Below are 15,455 nucleotides of genomic sequence, written 5' to 3' on the forward strand. Positions count from 1 at the left end.
GGCTGGCCGCTCCTGCTCAGCCTGCTGTTCAGCCTGCTGGGCATGGCGGGCGCGGCGCAGGCGACTCCCATTCCCCTGGGCAAGCAAGGCATCCACCATTTGGGCATAGGTGGGCAACTATTTCTCGCCGACAACGAAGCCGCACCGGCCGATGCGGCCGCCCTGCCCGCCTGGCTGGCGCGCCAGCGTCCGGCCGGCCAGGTCGACCTGTTCGGCGGCGCCTACTGGCTGCATGCGCAGGTGCGCAACGACAGCGCTGAAACCGCCTGGGTCATCGACCCGAACGACACCCTGATCGACCTGGTGGACGTGCACGTGTATGGCCCCGGGCAGCACATGGCGCCGCAGACCTTGCTGACGGGCTACCAGCGGCCGCACGAGTATTTATTGCACTACGGCGGGAACGTGCAGCTGGCGCCGGGTGCCACGTATGACATCCTGATCCGCTTTTCCAGCCCGTATTACGCGCGCGCGCCCATGTTCGGCGTGAAGACGCAGCGCGATTACCGCAAGCTGGTGGGCAAGGAAAACTTCCTGATGGTGGCATCCATCGGCGCCCTGCTGGCGCTGGGCCTGTTCAATTTCTTCATTTTTTCCATCACCCTGGAAAAAGCCTCGGCCTATTACACGCTGTACGTGCTGACGTACGGCCTGGCCTGGGCCATGACTTTCCACGTGTTTGCCGACCTGTTCGACTGGCATCAGTTGCAGCTCCATTACGTGCCGTTTTTCCTGCTGCCCGTCTTCAGCACGCTGTTCTACATGCATTTCCTGCGCCTGCGCGACTACTCGCCCCGGCTGCACAGCATCAGCAAGATCAACCTGGTGCTGCCCTTGCTGCTGCTGCCGAGCTGCTTCTTCGCCCTGTCGTATGCGCATACCCTGGCCACCATCGCCATCAGCATCTGGATGCTGCTGGCGCTCATCTGCGGCATCGTCGTCTGGCGGCGCGGCTACCAGCCGGCGCGCTTCTTCGTGCTGGCCTTCGTCGCCCTGATGCTGCCCGGCTTTCTGATCCTGCCGGCCAACCTGGGCCTGATGCCGGCCATGGTGGCCAACGCCCAGCTGGTGACCCTGCTCGGCGGCACCCTCGACGGTTTGCTGCTGGCCTTTGCCCTGGCCGACCAGATCCGATTGCTGCGCAATAACCTGGAACAGCGCGTGCAGGAACGCACCCTGGCGCTCACCCTCAGCAACGACGCCCTGCTGAAGGCCAAGGAGCACGCGGAAGTGGTCAGCCGCCACCGCATCGATTTTCTGTCGGCCATGAGCCACGACATCCGCACGCCGCTGGCCGGCGTGATCGGCATGCTGAAATTCGCGCTGCGCGACCAGTCCGTGCGCGGGCGCACGCAGGAATACCTGCGCATCGGCTTACACAACGGCGTGTCGCTATTGACCATCCTCAATGACATCCTCGATTTCTCGAAGATCGACGCGGGCAAGCTGACCCTGGAAACCGTGGACTTCGACCTGCTGGCGCTGATCGGCGACGCGGCCGGCATCGTGCAGGGCCAGGCCGACGCCAAAAGCCTGCTGCTGCGCCGCGAACTGGCGCTGGACCTGCCGCGCTACGTGCGCGCCGACCCCACGCGGCTGCGGCAAATCCTCATCAACCTGCTGGGGAACGCGCTGAAATTCACGGCCAATGGCGAAGTGCTGCTGGAAGTGCGGCGCGCCCGTACGCCGCCACGCCAGGACGGCCGCAACGCCATTGAATTCATCATCAGCGATACGGGTCCCGGCATCGACGCGGACACCTTGCCGCGTTTGTTCCAGAAATTCGAGCAGGCCGACCATTCCACCACGCGCCGCTACGGCGGCACGGGCCTGGGCCTGGCCATCTGCAAGGAACTGGTCGAACTGATGAAAGGCACGATCGGCGTGGAAAGCCGGGTCGGCATCGGTTCGCGCTTCCATTTCACCTTGCCGCTGGAAGACGGCAGCGCGCCAGCGGCCGACGCGCGCCGGACCGCACGCCACGCGCGCCACGCCTGCCGTCTGCGCATCCTGTGCGCCGAAGACGTGCGCACCAACCAGATCATCATCGGCACCCTGCTCGAAAGCATGGGGCATGAGGTGACCATCGTGGAAAACGGCGAGCAGGCGCTGCGCGCGCTGGGATCCGGCACCTACGATTGCGTGCTGATGGATGGCCGCATGCCGGAGATGGATGGCGAACAGGCCGCGCGCCTGATCCGCGCCGGCGGCAACGCGCAATTCCCCATTGCCGACGCGCAGATTCCCATCCTGGCGCTGACGGCCAACGCCAGCGAACATGACCGGCAGCGCTACCTGGCGTCCGGCATGGACGACTTCCTCAGCAAACCCGTCGACGAAGCGCTGCTGTTCGAGAAAATCGACGCCATCATCGACCTGCTGCTGGCGCGCGGCCACGCGCTGCCGCCTGCTGTACCCACCGAAGACGATACCCTGGCGCGCCAGTTCGGCCTGGACGGCGCCGACGACGAGCCGCCCGCGCCGGCCGATCCCATGACGACACCCGTGCATATCCTGCCGCTGGCAGGCCTGTCGCAGCAGCACTTGCAGCGCATCGCGCAAGCGTTCCTGACGGAAGCGCCACGGCGCCTGGACCTCGCTTGCCACGCCGTGCGCGATGGTAACGCCAGCGCGGCCGCTGCCGCCTTCCACGCCCTGAAAGGCAGCGCCGGCTACCTGAGCCGCCCCACCCTGCACGGCCTGTGCCACCAGATGGAAACCCTGGCCTCGAACGGCCAGCTCGATAACGTGGAACAGTTCCTGCCGCAGCTGCAGACGGCGCTGGACGTGGCGCGGCGGGACCTGGAAAATCAGCCGGGCGCTTGAGGCATCCAGCCATGCGCCCGCAGCCACGCCAGCAACAGCTGCGGCCACGCGGCCGGTTCGCTGCCCGGCTTGCCCAATCCCCAGCCATGTCCTCCGCTCTGGAACTGATGCAGTTCGACGGGCACGCCCGCGCGGCGCAGGGCGGCGGCCATCAATATACTGTTTTCGGGCGGCGACACGCGGTCGTCGAGCGCCTGCGCGATGAAGGTGGGCGGCGTGCGCGCATCGACGTGCAATTCCACCGATAGCGCGTCGCGCGCCGCCCGCGTGGGATGGGCGCCCAGCAGCTGTTTCTTCGCATGCGTCGTGTCAAATGGCCGCTGCATGGTCAGCACGGGATACAGCAGCACGGCAAAGTCTGGCCGCGCGGAGACGCCATCCACCGCATCGACAGGCGCATAGCGGACGGCATCGGGCTGCACGGCCGTCATGCCGGCCAGGTGCGCGCCGGCGGAAAAACCCAGCATGCCGATGCGCACCGGGTCGATGCCCCATTCGGCCGCGCGCGCACGGATCACGCGCATGGCGCGCTGGCCATCCTGGAATGGCGCGGCTACCCCGCCGCCTTCCTGCGGCAGGCGGTACACGAGTTCAAACGCCGTGACACCCTGCGTTTGCAGCCAGTTGGCGGTGGGGCCGCTCTCCTTGCCCGCCTCGATATGCGCATAACCGCCGCCGCTGACCAGCAGAATGGCGATACCGTTCGGCTGCGCCGGGCGGTGCGCGATCAGATACGGTTGCTCGACCTGCGTGATAGAGCCCTTGGCGCTGTCGCGCTGCGGACCCGGTGCCGCACCACCGGGCGGCTCGCCCGGCCACAGCACAATGGCACCGGGCGGCGCGGCGCCCGCGTGCAGGTGGAGCAGGACTAGACACGACAGCATCAGGCGCCGCATGCCTAGAAATCCTTCTCGCCCTGAATCACGGTCGGATAGCCCGTCATGGCGCGCGAGGTCTGCATGCCCGCCATCACGGCCGCCTCCACGCAGCCCGCGTTCAGGCCCGTCCTGATCCAGTCGCCCGTGAGGAACAGGTTGCTGAACCCTGACTGGTCGGTGGCCAGCCGGTACTGCGTGCTGCCCACCACCGACATCACGTAGCGTTCGGACGGGTCGACGTTGGCGCGCCAGTACTGGCTGTCGAAGCGCGCCGGTCCCGCGCTCTCCTTCGCGTCGACCAGCCATTGCCACGGAAACGCGCCCAGCGCGCCCGCCTCGGACCACAGCGCGCCGATCTCGCGCTCGAGCTGGTGCAGCGCGCCCTGCTTCGCCTTGGCCGCGCAGCGGGCGGGGAAATCCGTATCGGTGACGGGCGGGTAGCTGTCGACGGGCAAGGCACTGCAAAAATACGAGACGTTTTTCGGCTCCAGCCCGACCGGCCAATCCTCATGCGCCAGGAGCTGGTCCATCGGCGCCCACGTGTCGTATGGCTCAGTAAAAGCCGACAGCACCGGCTGCTGGCCTTTCGGCTGCGTGGTCCAGCCCATCTGCGCCAGGTTCTTGTTGAGCCACACCTGGTAAGCCTGCGTGGCGACGGTTTTCACCTTGTCGGCCGCCAGCTGCAAGGCCGGGCTTTGCGCCAGCAGTTGCGGGCACAGCGCTTGCAGCGAACCGATGGAAATGCCGAACACCACCTTGTCGAAATCGACGCCCTTCTTCAATACCGTGGCGGGCAGCGCGCGGCCGAACGCCTGCTGGTACTGCTGCGGCCAGGCGCTCCAGTACGATTCCAGGTTGACTTCCTGCGCCTGCAGCAGCGCCGCCTGGGCCGGTTCGATCTGCGCGTAATCGGGCGCGCTGGGCCAGCAGGCGAGGCCCTTGACGTCCACCAGCGGCGCGTAGCCGGCGGCCGGGTCCTTCAATTGCACCTGCTGCGTGATGCGGATGCTGTCGATGTCGCCCGCGCCCGGCACCAGTTCTTCCACGCGCTGGAAGAATTTGAATTCCACGCCCCTTTTCTTCAGCACTTCGTACATCGGCGTAAAGATGGTGTCGCCCATGCCGGCCTGCATCTTGAACATGATGCCGCCCTTGTAGGCCAGGCCGATGCGCGCCATCGAGCGCAAGAGCGTCCCCGCCTCGATGTTCGGCTTGGAAAAGTCGCCGCCCTCGTAGGCAAACACCAGATCGTAAAAGCCGCGCACGGGCGCCGAGTTGACGCTGAACTGCTCGTCGCCGCCATGCTTGCGCAGCCAGGCACGGAAATCGATGTCGTTGATGACGTCAAAGCCGTTCTTGAACACGCCATCCTCGAACATGCCTTTCATGACCGTGATGCCCAGGTCCAGGCAAGTGAACAACCGGCGCAATTCATCGTCGCCATCGATCAGGGCGCGGTAGCGCAAACGCAGCCACGCGCGGATGCCGTTCAGAGTGCTGGCCAGCAGCTGGTGGCGGGCCTGGTCGTGGCGTGTGGAATCGGGCGCCAAGTCGGCCACCAGCGCCACCAGCGCGCCGACGGACAAGCCCACGTCGAGGCCCAGTTCATCAGCCTGCCCCACCACTTCATCGGCCAGGCGGCGCAGCCAGCCCGGCCACACGCCTTCGCCTTGCGACGCACTGGCGCGCACGATGCGCGCATCGGCATCGGCCACTTGCCGGATCTGGCGTATCCACTGCTCGATCCAGCCCACCATGGCGATGGCCATCTGCCACAGCGTGATGTCTTCGCCCCCCTCGCCCGGCTCGCCCGGCAAGGTGGGAAAGACGATGGACCAGTTGCGCCACTGCCCCTTGACGTCTTCCGACAGGGCCACGTAATCGTGCTGTTTAAAGGCGTCGCGCCAGGTGGCCAGCGGCGCGCCGGGCGGACGCTCCAGGCTCGCATACGCTTCCTTGATCATCTTGAAAGCGTTCGCATAAAAGCCGAACCAGATGTGCAGGCCGTGTTCCTCGATGCGCTGGCCCGCTTGCGCATTTCGCCCGCTGGCGCCCTTGCCGCCCAGGCGCCAGCCCAGCTGGTAGACAGTGATGGCGTGCCGGTTCTGCCAGCCCGGCTGGTTCGTCAAGTAATACGCGGTGGTCATGGCCGCCACGCCGCCGCCGAGGATGGCGATCTTTTCCGGCGCGATGCGGGAATTGTCGACCAGCTCCTCGCCCGGCATGGCCGTGAAATCGAAGTTCACATTGAAGGGCAAAATCGCCGTTTGCGGTCCCAGCTTCAAGCCCAGGGTCTGGTCCAGCGGGAAGCTGTCGAAAGCGTGCACCGTGCATTCGTATTCATAACCGAGCAGGCGCGCGCTGTGCAGGCGGTTGATTTCGGCCGGCGCGGCCACGAGGGCCTGGTACACGGCTTTCACGCCCGCGCTGTCGGGAAACTGCTTGAGGAAAATCTGGTCGATGCGCGGGTTGCGCAGCAAGGACAGAATATCGGCCCAGCCGGCCTGGTCCATGTCAAAGAAATCGGGGATGGAGAGGAAAATCTGGAACGCCTGCTCGATGAGTTCCAGGAAACTGTTGATGGGCTTGTGCGGCCCCGTCTGCACGGTGGCGTTGACTTCCAGCAACGGGTGCAGCGCCAGTTTCGTTTCCGGCGAGAAATGCTGAAAGCCCTTGGCGGCGACGGAACAGCGCAGCGGCTCGCTGTCGGCGGCGGGAATCTCGTAGTCGCACAGATATTTTGGATAGCCGAACAGCTCGCGCCCGTTGATCAGGGCCATCGCGTCATCGACGAAAATATGGCACGGGTACCAATAGATATGCGCGAGCTTGCCCGCGTCATCCATCTGGCCGACCATGATCCAGGTGACGATGTCGACTTCCGTGATCCAGCCCTTGGCCTGGTCGACGGGGTTGGCGGAATCCGCATGGTTGACGCGCGTAAACGTCAGCATCACATACGGCGACAGGGCTTTCAGGGTCATCTTGCTGCCCGCCACCTGGTTCAAGGTGGTATTCACGGTGGCCTGCAGCTTGGCCAGGTCGCCCTTGACGAAATAGCCATACATTTCCGACTGTTTCAATTGCAGCGGCGAGTGCATCATCACCGAACCGCCCTGATAGATATACGAAGGTCTTGCCGAAGGTTGCGCCGTCATTGCCCTGCCCCTGTGAAGTTTCAGAAAAACAAGATTGCTACAGTGTATTTTAGAAACAGCAAGAAATGACATGAAATAAATTAAAGGATTTGCCAAGATGCATAGCTTGGGGTTGCGCACGGCAGCCGGGGCAAGCCCATGCCATCGGGTGTACGATAAAGCCTCTTGAGCGTTCCGAGCACCATGCCATGGCAATGATTACCACCGACTACGTTTCCACTTATTCCGGCAACCGTTTTTATCCTTTGCGCCCGCATATCGACAAGGTCGCCATCGAGGACATCGCCCACGGCCTCGCTTACCAGTGCCGCTTCAATGGCCAGACGCAAGTGTTTTACTCGGTTGCCCAGCACAGCCTGATCGTCGCCGAACTGGTGCCGCCCCATTTGCGCCTGGCCGCCCTGCTGCACGACGCGGCCGAAGCCTATCTGGGCGACATGGTGAAACCCTTGAAAGTGTTGCTGCCGGAATTTGCCGTGCTGGAAGACAAGGTCAGCGCCATCATCGCCGCCACGTATGGGCTGGATTTTTCCGATTACGCGCCCATCAAGCGAGCCGACCTGATCGCGCTGGCCACGGAGAAGCGCGACCTGATGCCGCACTCGGCCGAACGCTGGGCTTACCTTGACGGCATCGCCCCCTTGCCCGGTATAATCGAAGCCATGGGTCCGGCCGAAGCGAAGCAGCGCTTCCTCCATGCCTTTGCCCAGCTGAGCGGGCTTGGACTTGCCGCATGAATGCTACGGCCTTGCCTCATGAACGGGCGCTAAGCCCCGGTTTTTGCACGGCTTTTTTAGATATCCACAGCAACTGTGGATAAAGTTGTTGATAAGCCCCTCTTGACAAGCCGCAACACCAGTATTGATGCGGGTTTCAACAATTTGCTGATTTCACAGGCATTTTTTTACCCCAATGAAATCAATGACTTGCAATCACGAATTTGCGCTAAAGCAAACTTACTTCATCACCATGAAAATATATTTTGCTGTGCATAAGCAATCCTGGCGCCAGGCCGTCTTGCTTGAACAGCATTGTTTTGACAAACCCCGTAGACTGGCATAGTGTGGAGTAGCGAGCACGATCAACGGTGGATAAACGCATGAACATGGATAGCGATAGCGCCGCCAAGGGGGCGGACGAACCGGACTGGCTGGTCGACGAACCGCTGGAACGGGCAGACGCGGCGGCAGAGCCTGCCACTGCGGCGCCATGGCGCGTGCTGATCGTCGATGACGATGTCGACGTGCACGTGGTGACCAAGTTCGCCCTCAGCCAGGCCAGCTTCCAGGGACGCAGGCTGAGCTTTTTGCACGCGTATTCGGGCGCCGAGGCGCTGGCCTTGCTGCGCAGCACATCCGATATCGCCGTGGTGCTGCTCGATGTGATCATGGAAACCCAGGATGCCGGGCTGCAAGTGGCGCGCCAGATCCGCGAAGATCTGCACAACAGCGCCGTGCGCATCATCCTGCGCACGGGCCAGCCCGGCCAGGCGCTCGAACACCGCATCATCATCGACTACGACATCAACGATTTCTGGTGCAAGACGGACCTGACCACGCGCAAGTTGTTCACCACCGTGATCGCCTCGCTGCGCACCTACGCCACCTTGCGCGAAGCGGAGCAACAAGTCGCCGAGCTGGCCGCAGCCCTGGCCCAGTGCGGCAACACGCCAGCGGCGCCGGCCGGCGGCACGCCCTGAACACGGCCGCTACTTTCAGTCATAAAACCAGAGCACTGGATAGGCATACAGGCTTGTGGCATGCCCCATTTTGGCCCATCCTGCCGGCCCATCGCATGTGCCGGGCGGCCCCCATTTCCTAAGTGGCGGATTGTTAAGCGCTTTTTCAGATATCCACACGGACTGTGGATATCTTTGTGGATAAGGGCCTATTGACAGCCCTCAAAGCCACAGCCCGTGCGGCTTTCAATAAACTGCTCAATCAAACAGCAAAAATAAAATCCATTAAAATCAAGCACTTGGAAACTCACACATAATCACGGGAAAATTATTTCAGCAATTTCGTTAACCCATCATTTGTGCATAACTGAGCCGTAATGATCAATCCGACAACACCGGGCTAACGCTGCCGGCAACACAGTTGCCATGCGGATACTCAATGCACAGTCTGGCGGCGCTGCTCCGGATGCAGCAGCACGCGCTCGATCAGCTCGGGGGCGATATTGTATGACTTCAGGTATTCCAGCGCGCACAAGGTGCTGAAGGCTGCCTGCACGGCGATGCCCAGGTTGACGATATCGCACATCTTCTGGTCGACGCGGGCATGCAGCGCCACGGGTTTGACGGGCATGTGCAAGGTTTCTTGGGAACTCAGCATGATGAATGACTCCTGCGGAAGGTAGACATGGCGGGACATGGCGGCGGAGAACGGCGCCGGGATGGCAGCGAGGAAGAGTGACAGCGAAAGTATTGCCGAAAAACGCGCGATGTCAATGCCAGCCAGTTATTCCCATGCAGTTTTTTTCTGATACACAAGGCCGCACGTCTAAGGCAGATCAAACGCAGCGCCTGTCGCCGGCCTAGTATGGAATGGCTGCCATCACGCGGCGTTCGCGCTGCATGGACGAGGAGACACGACATGAATACAACACCCGAACCGGCCAAAAATCCCGGCGACATCGCCCCTCCCGGCACCCCCGGCACCGGTGAAAACGTCTGCACGCATTGCCAGGGCCGGGGCGCCAGGGCCGATGGCCAGCCCTGCCCCATGTGCGGCGGCACGGGCGTGGTCATCGCCGGCATAGGCGGGGGCTGAGAACACCTATCAAAACCTACTGCGCGTCGTAATTTGCGGTCTGCGATGCTCACTGCCTCGGCGGCCCCGTACTTCGTACAGTTGCGCTTCTCAACCGCAACTTACTTCCGCTCGCTACGGTTTTGTTAGGTGTTATAAGCCACGCCAGCAACTATGTATGGACATAAGCATGGACAAGGCGAAGCAGGCACGGCGATAATCAGCCATGCCCGCACCTTCCACGCTTCCGCCCGACCTGCCCCGTCCGCAACCAGCTTCGCTTGCCGACCTGTTCTTCTCGTTCACCTGGCTGGCCCTGCAAGGCTTTGGCGGCGTGCTGGCCGTGATCCAGCGCGAGATGGTCGAGCGCAAGCGCTGGCTGACGCAGGAGGAATTCCTCGAAGACTGGGCCGTGGCGCAAATCATGCCCGGGCCGAATGTCGTCAACCTGTCCCTGATGGTGGGCGGGCGCTATTTCGGCTTGAAAGGCGCGCTGACGGCGCTGGCCGGCATGCTGGCCGCGCCCCTCGTCATCGTGCTCGTGCTGGGCGTGCTGTACACGCGCTTTGGCGACAATCCGCAGATGGCGGGCGCCTTGCGCGGCATGGCGGCCGTCTCGGCCGGCATGATCGCCGCCACGGGCGTGAAACTGGCGACCGCGCTGACCAAGCATCCGCTGCCCCTGTGGCTGACCTTGTCCATCACCGTGCTCGGTGTGCTGATGGTGGCGATCTTGCGCTGGCCCCTGCTGTACATCCTGCTGGGCCTGGGCGGCATCGGCTGCCTGCTCACCTATCGAAAGCTGTCCCCATGAATCCGCCCTTGCAACTGGTATTGAGCGCGGGCGACTGGCTGAACCTGTTCGGCCACTACCTGATGCTGTCGCTGATGTCGATCGGCGGCGCCATTTCGACCACCTCCGAAATGCACCGCTTCCTCGTCGAACAGCATGGCTGGCTGACCCAGGCGCAATTCAACGAGTCGATCGCCATCGCCCAGGCCGCGCCCGGGCCAAACGTGCTGTTCGTCGCCCTGATGGGCTGGAACGTGGGCATGAACGCGGGCAGCTACACGGCCGCCTACCTGGGCGTGTTCATCACCATGGTGGGCATCATGCTGCCCAGCACGACCCTCACCTACGTGGCGGCCCAATGGGGCTACCGCAACCGCGACCTGCGCCCCGTGCGCGCGTTCAAGCAAGGCATGGCACCCATCGTCGTCGCCCTGCTGATTTCCACGGGCATGATTTTGGGCGGCGCCAACCATGACATCCGCACGGACTGGCCCCTGTGGAGCCTGTCCATCGTGACCGGCCTCATCATCTGGCGCACGAAGATCCATTTGCTGTGGCTGCTGGCGGCCGGCGCCGTGCTAGGCTGGTTCCAGCTGGTTTAGTACGCCTATCAAAACCTACTGCGCGTCGTAATTTGCGGCCTGCGATGCTCACTGTACATTCGTACAGTTGCGCTTCTCGACCACAACTTCCTTCCGCTCGCTACGGTTTTGTTAGGCGTTGTTAAGCCAGTTATTAAGCCTACACGGCCAAATGGCGCTTCACGTCGTCGCCATCCATCTGCGCAGCCAGTCCGCTGGCGACGACACTGCCGCGCGACAGGACGATGAATTCATTGGCCAGCTCGCGGGCAAAATCGAAATACTGTTCGCACAGCACGATGGCCATGTCGCCACGTTGTTTCAGCAAGGAAATGACCCTGCCGATATCCTTGATGACGGAGGGCTGTATGCCTTCCGTCGGCTCGTCAAAGATGATCAGCTGCGGCTCGGCCAGCAGGGCGCGGGCGATGGCCAGTTGCTGCTGTTGCCCGCCGGACAAATCTCCGCCGCGCCGCTGCAGCATCTCTTTGAGCACTGGAAACAGCTCATACACGTGGGGATCGATGCGCGACGCTTGTTTGCCCCGCTTCACCGCCATGCCCATCAGCAAGTTTTCCTCGACCGTCAGGCGCGCAAAGATGTCGCGCCCCTGCGGCACGTAGGCAATGCCCAGCTTGGCCCGCGCATGCGGCGTCAGTTTCGTGATGTCGCGCCCCTGGAAGACCACCTTGCCCTGCGCCACGGGCAGCACGCCCATCAGGCATTTGAGCAAGGTCGTCTTGCCCACGCCATTGCGCCCCAGCAAGGCCAGGCATTCGCCCTTGCGCGCCGACAGATTGATGCCGCGCAAGGTGTGCGAGGAGCCATAGTATTGATTCAATTGCTCAACTTCCAGCATATGTGTTCACCTTCCCAGATAGACTTCGATGACGCGCTCGTCGGCCTGCACTTCGTCCATGCGGCCCTGCGCCAGCACGGCACCCTCATGCAGCACCGTAACGATGCCTTGCTGGGCAATTTCCGTCACAAAACCCATGTCGTGCTCGACCACCATGATCGAATGCTTGCCGCGCAATTCATTGAGCAATTCCGCCGTGCGCGCCGTTTCCGCATCGGACATGCCGGCCACCGGTTCATCCAATAGAATCAGCTGCGGCTCCTGCATCAGCAGCATGCCGATTTCCAGCCACTGTTTTTGCCCGTGCGACAGCAAGCCGGCCGGCCGCGCCTCGTGGCCGTTGAGGCGGATCAAGCGCAATATCGCTTCGATCTTGCCTGCCTGCTCCGAGCTTAAACGCGCAAACAGGGTGGGCGCCACGCGCTTGTCCATCTTCATCGCCAGTTCCAGGTTGTCGAACACCGTGTGCTGCTCGAACACGGTGGGGCGTTGGAACTTGCGGCCGATACCCGCGTGGGCAATCTGCGCTTCCGTCATCGTCGCCAGATTCATGGTCTGGCCAAACCACGCCGTGCCGGACGTGGGCCGCGTCTTGCCGGTGATTACATCCATCATCGTCGTCTTGCCCGCGCCGTTAGGGCCGATGATGCAGCGCAATTCGCCCACGGAAATGTCGAGACTGAGCTTGTTGATGGCCTTGAAGCCGTCGAACGACACGCTGATGTCCTCCAGATACAAAATGGCACCATGCGTCGTATCGACGCCCTCGCCTTTTACGCGCGAATAGCTGGCGCCCGTCTCTGTGCCGGCCATGCCGGGCAACATGCGGATACTCATGCGGCCTCCTCTGCCACGACGGCCGTTTTCTTGCGTTTGAGCTTGTTCAACACACCGAGCATGCCTTGCTGCATGAACAGGGTGACGACGATGAACAGCAAGCCCAGCGCGAACAGCCACAGTTCCGGCAAGGCGGCCGTGAACCAGCTTTTCAAGCCGTTGACGGTGAAGGCGCCCAGGATGGGGCCGATCAAAGTACCGCGCCCACCGACGGCCACCCACACGACCATCTCGATGGAGTTCGCCGGCGACATTTCGGACGGGTTGATGATGCCCACCTGCGGCACGTACAGGGCGCCAGCGATGCCGCACAGCACGGCCGACAAGGTCCAGACGAACAGCTTGAACCACAGCGGGTTGTAGCCAAGGAACATCAAGCGCGCCTCGCTGTCGCGCACGCCCTGCAGCACCCTGCCCAGTTTCGAGCGGACGATGGCGCGCGCGCCCACCAGTGCGGCCAGCAGGAAGGCCAGGGTCAGCAGGAACAGCACGGCACGGGTGGCGGGCGCCGTGATGTCATGGCCAAGGATGGTCTTGAAATCCGTGAAACCGTTGTTGCCGCCAAAGCCGGTGTCATTGCGGAAGAACAAGAGCATGAAGGCATACGTCATCGCCTGCGTGATGATGGAAAAATACACGCCCTTGATGCGCGAGCGAAATGCAAAATAACCGAAGACAAACGCCAGCACGCCCGGCACCAGCACGACGAGGGCCATGCAGTACCAGAAATGTTCCGTGAAGGCCCAGTACCACGGGTAGGTTTTCCAGTCGAGAAAGACCATGAAATCGGGCAAGCTGCTGTGGTACTGGCCCTGGTCGCCGATAGCGCGCATCAGATACATGCCGTGCGCATACGCGCCCAAGGCAAAGAATACGCCGTGGCCCAGCGACAAGATGCCCGTGTAGCCCCAGACGAGGTCCAGCGCCAGCGCGGCCAGCGCGTAGCACATGAACTTGCCCACCAGCGCCACCGTATAGGCGGACACATGCAGCGCGTGGCCTTCGGCAAACACCAGGTTAAAAATCGGCAACAGCGCCGCCAGCAGCGCGCATGCGGCAATCGCCAGCCAGACGGGCCGCGTGAACAGGCCCTGCTTGGATTGATAGGAGGTAATCATTCGACGCTGCGTCCCTTCATGGCAAACAGGCCCTGAGGCCGGCGCTGGATGAAAATGATGATGAACACGAGAATGGCAATCTTCGCCAGCACGGCACCCGCCACCGGTTCGAGGAATTTGTTCACTTCGCCCAGCCCCAGCGCGGCGATCACGGTGCCGGCCAGCTGGCCCACGCCGCCGAGTACCACCACCATGAAGGAATCGACGATGTAGCTTTGGCCCAGGTCCGGCCCCACATTGCCCAGTTGCGACAGGGCCACGCCACCAAGCCCGGCGATGCCGGAACCGAGGCCGAAGGTCAGCATGTCGACCTTGCCCGTGGCCACGCCCACGCAATCGGCCATCCGGCGGTTTTGCGTCACGGCCCGCACGAATAGGCCCAGCCGTGTCTTGTTGAGGATCAGCCACACTGCCACCACGACAAGGACGGCGAAGACGATGATGGCCAGCCGGTTGTACGGCAGCACGAGGCCGCCCAGCACCGTCACGCCACCCGACATCCAGGCGGGATTGGCCACTTCCACGTTTTGCGCGCCGAAGATCGTGCGCACCATCTGCATGAGGATCAGGCTGATGCCCCAGGTGGCCAGCAGGGTTTCCAGCGGCCGCCCATACAGCCAGCGGATCACCGTGCGCTCGAGCGTCACGCCCACCAGTCCCGCGACGAGAAAGGCCGCCGGCAAGGCGGCCAGCAGATATGCATCCTGCAGGCCAGGCAGATAGGTGCGGAAGAACAGCTGGCACAGATACGTCGTGTAAGCGCCTATCATCAGCAATTCGCCATGCGCCATATTGATGATGCCCATCAAGCCGAAGGTGATGGCCAGCCCCAAGGCGGCTAACAGCAGCACGCTGCCCAGCGAGATGCCGTAGAACACATTGCCCGCGAATTCCATGCGCGCCACTCGTCCCTTGATCTGGCCCATGGTGTCGATGGCGGCCAGCTGCACGGCTTCGTCCGGCTCGCCGCCCTTGTCCAGCATGGCTTGCAGCACGGGCAGCAGCCGCGCATCGCTGCTGCCCGCCAGGTCCTGTACAGCCTGCTTGCGCGTGGCGGCGTCTGGCGCATGCAGATTGGCGCTGGCGATCAGCACTTGCAATATCTGCTGGATCTCGGCATCGCTCTCTTGCGCCAGCGCCTTGTGGATCAGGGGCAGCTGCGCGGGATCGACGGATTGCTGCAGCGCCTGCGCAGCGGCCAGCCGTGTGGCCCGCTCTGGCGCCAGCAGTTTCAGCCCCGACAAGGCACCAGCCACGGCCGAGCGCAAGCGGTTGTTGACCATGACGCCGTCGATACCGTCCGGCAGCGGCACGCTCTTGCCGCTTGCCGGGTCATATGCCTGCTCGCCGTCGACGATGTAGACCTTGCCGTCGGGCGCTGCATACAGGCTGTCGTCTTGCAACGCTTGCAGCACCTTGGCAGCCTCGGGCGTGGCCAGGGCGGCGATCTGGGCGACGGCGGCGACTCTGGTATCTGGGTCGTCGCCGGATAGCGGTTTGAGCAGGTTGGGGGAAATGGCTGCCTGCGCAGACAGCGGCAACAGGCAAAGTAATAACAAAATACGACGTAGCAGACGCATGCGGAAAGACCTCTCATCGTTACTTCAGCCCAAGCGAAATCTGGGGTCAGACCCGTCGGGTCTGACCCCGGC

At 62.8% G+C, this 15,455-nt stretch carries 13 protein-coding genes; 6 read left to right on the forward strand and 7 right to left on the reverse strand.

Translation table 11 applies throughout. The features are described 5' to 3' along the window. Positions 1-36: 36 nt before the first annotated feature. On the forward strand, positions 37-2,826 hold the full coding sequence (locus V3C40_RS15290; RefSeq protein ID WP_442907277.1) for an ATP-binding protein: 2,790 nt from the start codon (positions 37-39) through the stop codon (positions 2,824-2,826). On the opposite strand, the gene V3C40_RS15295 is transcribed toward V3C40_RS15290, so the two are convergent. Both V3C40_RS15295 and V3C40_RS15300 read right to left on the reverse strand, forming a co-directional pair. After that, positions 2,811-3,722, reverse strand: coding sequence for an alpha/beta hydrolase (locus V3C40_RS15295; RefSeq protein ID WP_331777891.1), 912 nt, complete (start codon positions 3,720-3,722; stop codon positions 2,811-2,813). The two genes, V3C40_RS15290 and V3C40_RS15295, sit on opposite strands and share 16 nt — an antisense overlap. Positions 3,723-3,724: 2 nt before the next feature. Further along, positions 3,725-6,862, reverse strand: a complete 3,138-nt coding sequence (locus V3C40_RS15300; RefSeq protein ID WP_331777892.1) for an NAD(P)-binding protein — start codon at positions 6,860-6,862, stop codon at positions 3,725-3,727. 188 nt (positions 6,863-7,050) lie between these two features. Between V3C40_RS15300 and V3C40_RS15305 the strand changes: the two genes are divergently transcribed. Both V3C40_RS15305 and V3C40_RS15310 read left to right on the forward strand, forming a co-directional pair. After that, on the forward strand, positions 7,051-7,599 hold the full coding sequence (locus V3C40_RS15305) for a phosphohydrolase (RefSeq protein ID WP_166448106.1): 549 nt from the start codon (positions 7,051-7,053) through the stop codon (positions 7,597-7,599). Between the two features lie 362 nt (positions 7,600-7,961). Then, a complete protein-coding gene (locus tag V3C40_RS15310; protein WP_235194314.1) occupies positions 7,962-8,561 on the forward strand; it encodes a response regulator in 600 nt (199 codons plus the stop codon). A gap of 415 nt (positions 8,562-8,976) precedes the next feature. Here the strand turns inward: V3C40_RS15310 and V3C40_RS15315 are convergent, their stop codons facing one another. Continuing rightward, positions 8,977-9,198 carry a hypothetical protein gene (locus V3C40_RS15315; protein ID WP_051991806.1) on the reverse strand — a complete coding sequence of 74 codons (222 nt, stop codon included), beginning with the start codon at positions 9,196-9,198 and terminating at the stop codon, positions 8,977-8,979. Between the two features lie 261 nt (positions 9,199-9,459). Between V3C40_RS15315 and V3C40_RS15320 the strand changes: the two genes are divergently transcribed. The 3 genes from V3C40_RS15320 to V3C40_RS15330 all read left to right on the forward strand — a co-directional run bounded on the left by V3C40_RS15320 (position 9,460) and on the right by V3C40_RS15330 (position 11,010). Then, entirely contained in the window at positions 9,460-9,636 is a 177-nt protein-coding gene (locus V3C40_RS15320) for a hypothetical protein (RefSeq protein WP_175444610.1), read from the forward strand. Positions 9,637-9,841: 205 nt separating this feature from the next. After that, positions 9,842-10,429, forward strand: a complete 588-nt coding sequence (locus V3C40_RS15325) for a chromate transporter (protein ID WP_034756758.1) — start codon at positions 9,842-9,844, stop codon at positions 10,427-10,429. After that, positions 10,426-11,010, forward strand: a complete 585-nt coding sequence (locus V3C40_RS15330; RefSeq protein WP_034756756.1) for a chromate transporter — start codon at positions 10,426-10,428, stop codon at positions 11,008-11,010. The genes V3C40_RS15325 and V3C40_RS15330 overlap by 4 nt, the downstream gene beginning before the upstream one ends. Positions 11,011-11,149: 139 nt before the next feature. On the opposite strand, the gene urtE is transcribed toward V3C40_RS15330, so the two are convergent. From urtE to urtB, 4 genes are read right to left on the reverse strand one after another with little or no spacing between them, the layout of a single operon-like run. Further along, positions 11,150-11,848, reverse strand: a complete 699-nt coding sequence (gene urtE, locus V3C40_RS15335; protein WP_331777893.1) for an urea ABC transporter ATP-binding subunit UrtE — start codon at positions 11,846-11,848, stop codon at positions 11,150-11,152. A gap of 6 nt (positions 11,849-11,854) precedes the next feature. Next, a complete protein-coding gene (gene urtD, locus V3C40_RS15340) occupies positions 11,855-12,685 on the reverse strand; it encodes an urea ABC transporter ATP-binding protein UrtD (RefSeq protein WP_331777894.1) in 831 nt (276 codons plus the stop codon). Next, positions 12,682-13,803, reverse strand: a complete 1,122-nt coding sequence (urtC, locus tag V3C40_RS15345) for an urea ABC transporter permease subunit UrtC (protein WP_331777895.1) — start codon at positions 13,801-13,803, stop codon at positions 12,682-12,684. Before urtC ends, urtD begins: the two co-directional genes overlap by 4 nt. Further along, positions 13,800-15,383 (reverse strand): urea ABC transporter permease subunit UrtB, encoded by a 1,584-nt coding sequence (urtB, locus tag V3C40_RS15350; RefSeq protein WP_331777896.1) that lies wholly within the window; start codon positions 15,381-15,383, stop codon positions 13,800-13,802. The genes urtC and urtB overlap by 4 nt, the downstream gene beginning before the upstream one ends. Positions 15,384-15,455: the final 72 nt, after the last annotated feature.

The organism is Janthinobacterium sp. LS2A (assembly GCF_036543145.1).
GTDB lineage: Bacteria > Pseudomonadota > Gammaproteobacteria > Burkholderiales > Burkholderiaceae_D > Janthinobacterium > Janthinobacterium aestuarii.

Bases quoted from the DNA above. Each gene is read 5' to 3' on its own strand.
- V3C40_RS15295 (WP_331777891.1), bottom strand. From the start codon at position 3,722: ATGCGGCGCCTGATGCTGTCGTGTCTAGTCCTGCTCCACCTGCACGCG.
- V3C40_RS15300 (WP_331777892.1), bottom strand. From the start codon at position 6,862: ATGACGGCGCAACCTTCGGCAAGACCTTCGTATATCTATCAGGGCGGT.
- V3C40_RS15305 (WP_166448106.1), top strand. From the start codon at position 7,051: ATGGCAATGATTACCACCGACTACGTTTCCACTTATTCCGGCAACCGT.
- V3C40_RS15310 (WP_235194314.1), top strand. From the start codon at position 7,962: ATGAACATGGATAGCGATAGCGCCGCCAAGGGGGCGGACGAACCGGAC.
- V3C40_RS15315 (WP_051991806.1), bottom strand. From the start codon at position 9,198: ATGCTGAGTTCCCAAGAAACCTTGCACATGCCCGTCAAACCCGTGGCG.
- V3C40_RS15320 (WP_175444610.1), top strand. From the start codon at position 9,460: ATGAATACAACACCCGAACCGGCCAAAAATCCCGGCGACATCGCCCCT.
- V3C40_RS15325 (WP_034756758.1), top strand. From the start codon at position 9,842: ATGCCCGCACCTTCCACGCTTCCGCCCGACCTGCCCCGTCCGCAACCA.
- V3C40_RS15330 (WP_034756756.1), top strand. From the start codon at position 10,426: ATGAATCCGCCCTTGCAACTGGTATTGAGCGCGGGCGACTGGCTGAAC.
- urtE (WP_331777893.1), bottom strand. From the start codon at position 11,848: ATGCTGGAAGTTGAGCAATTGAATCAATACTATGGCTCCTCGCACACC.
- urtD (WP_331777894.1), bottom strand. From the start codon at position 12,685: ATGAGTATCCGCATGTTGCCCGGCATGGCCGGCACAGAGACGGGCGCC.
- urtC (WP_331777895.1), bottom strand. From the start codon at position 13,803: ATGATTACCTCCTATCAATCCAAGCAGGGCCTGTTCACGCGGCCCGTC.
- urtB (WP_331777896.1), bottom strand. From the start codon at position 15,383: ATGCGTCTGCTACGTCGTATTTTGTTATTACTTTGCCTGTTGCCGCTG.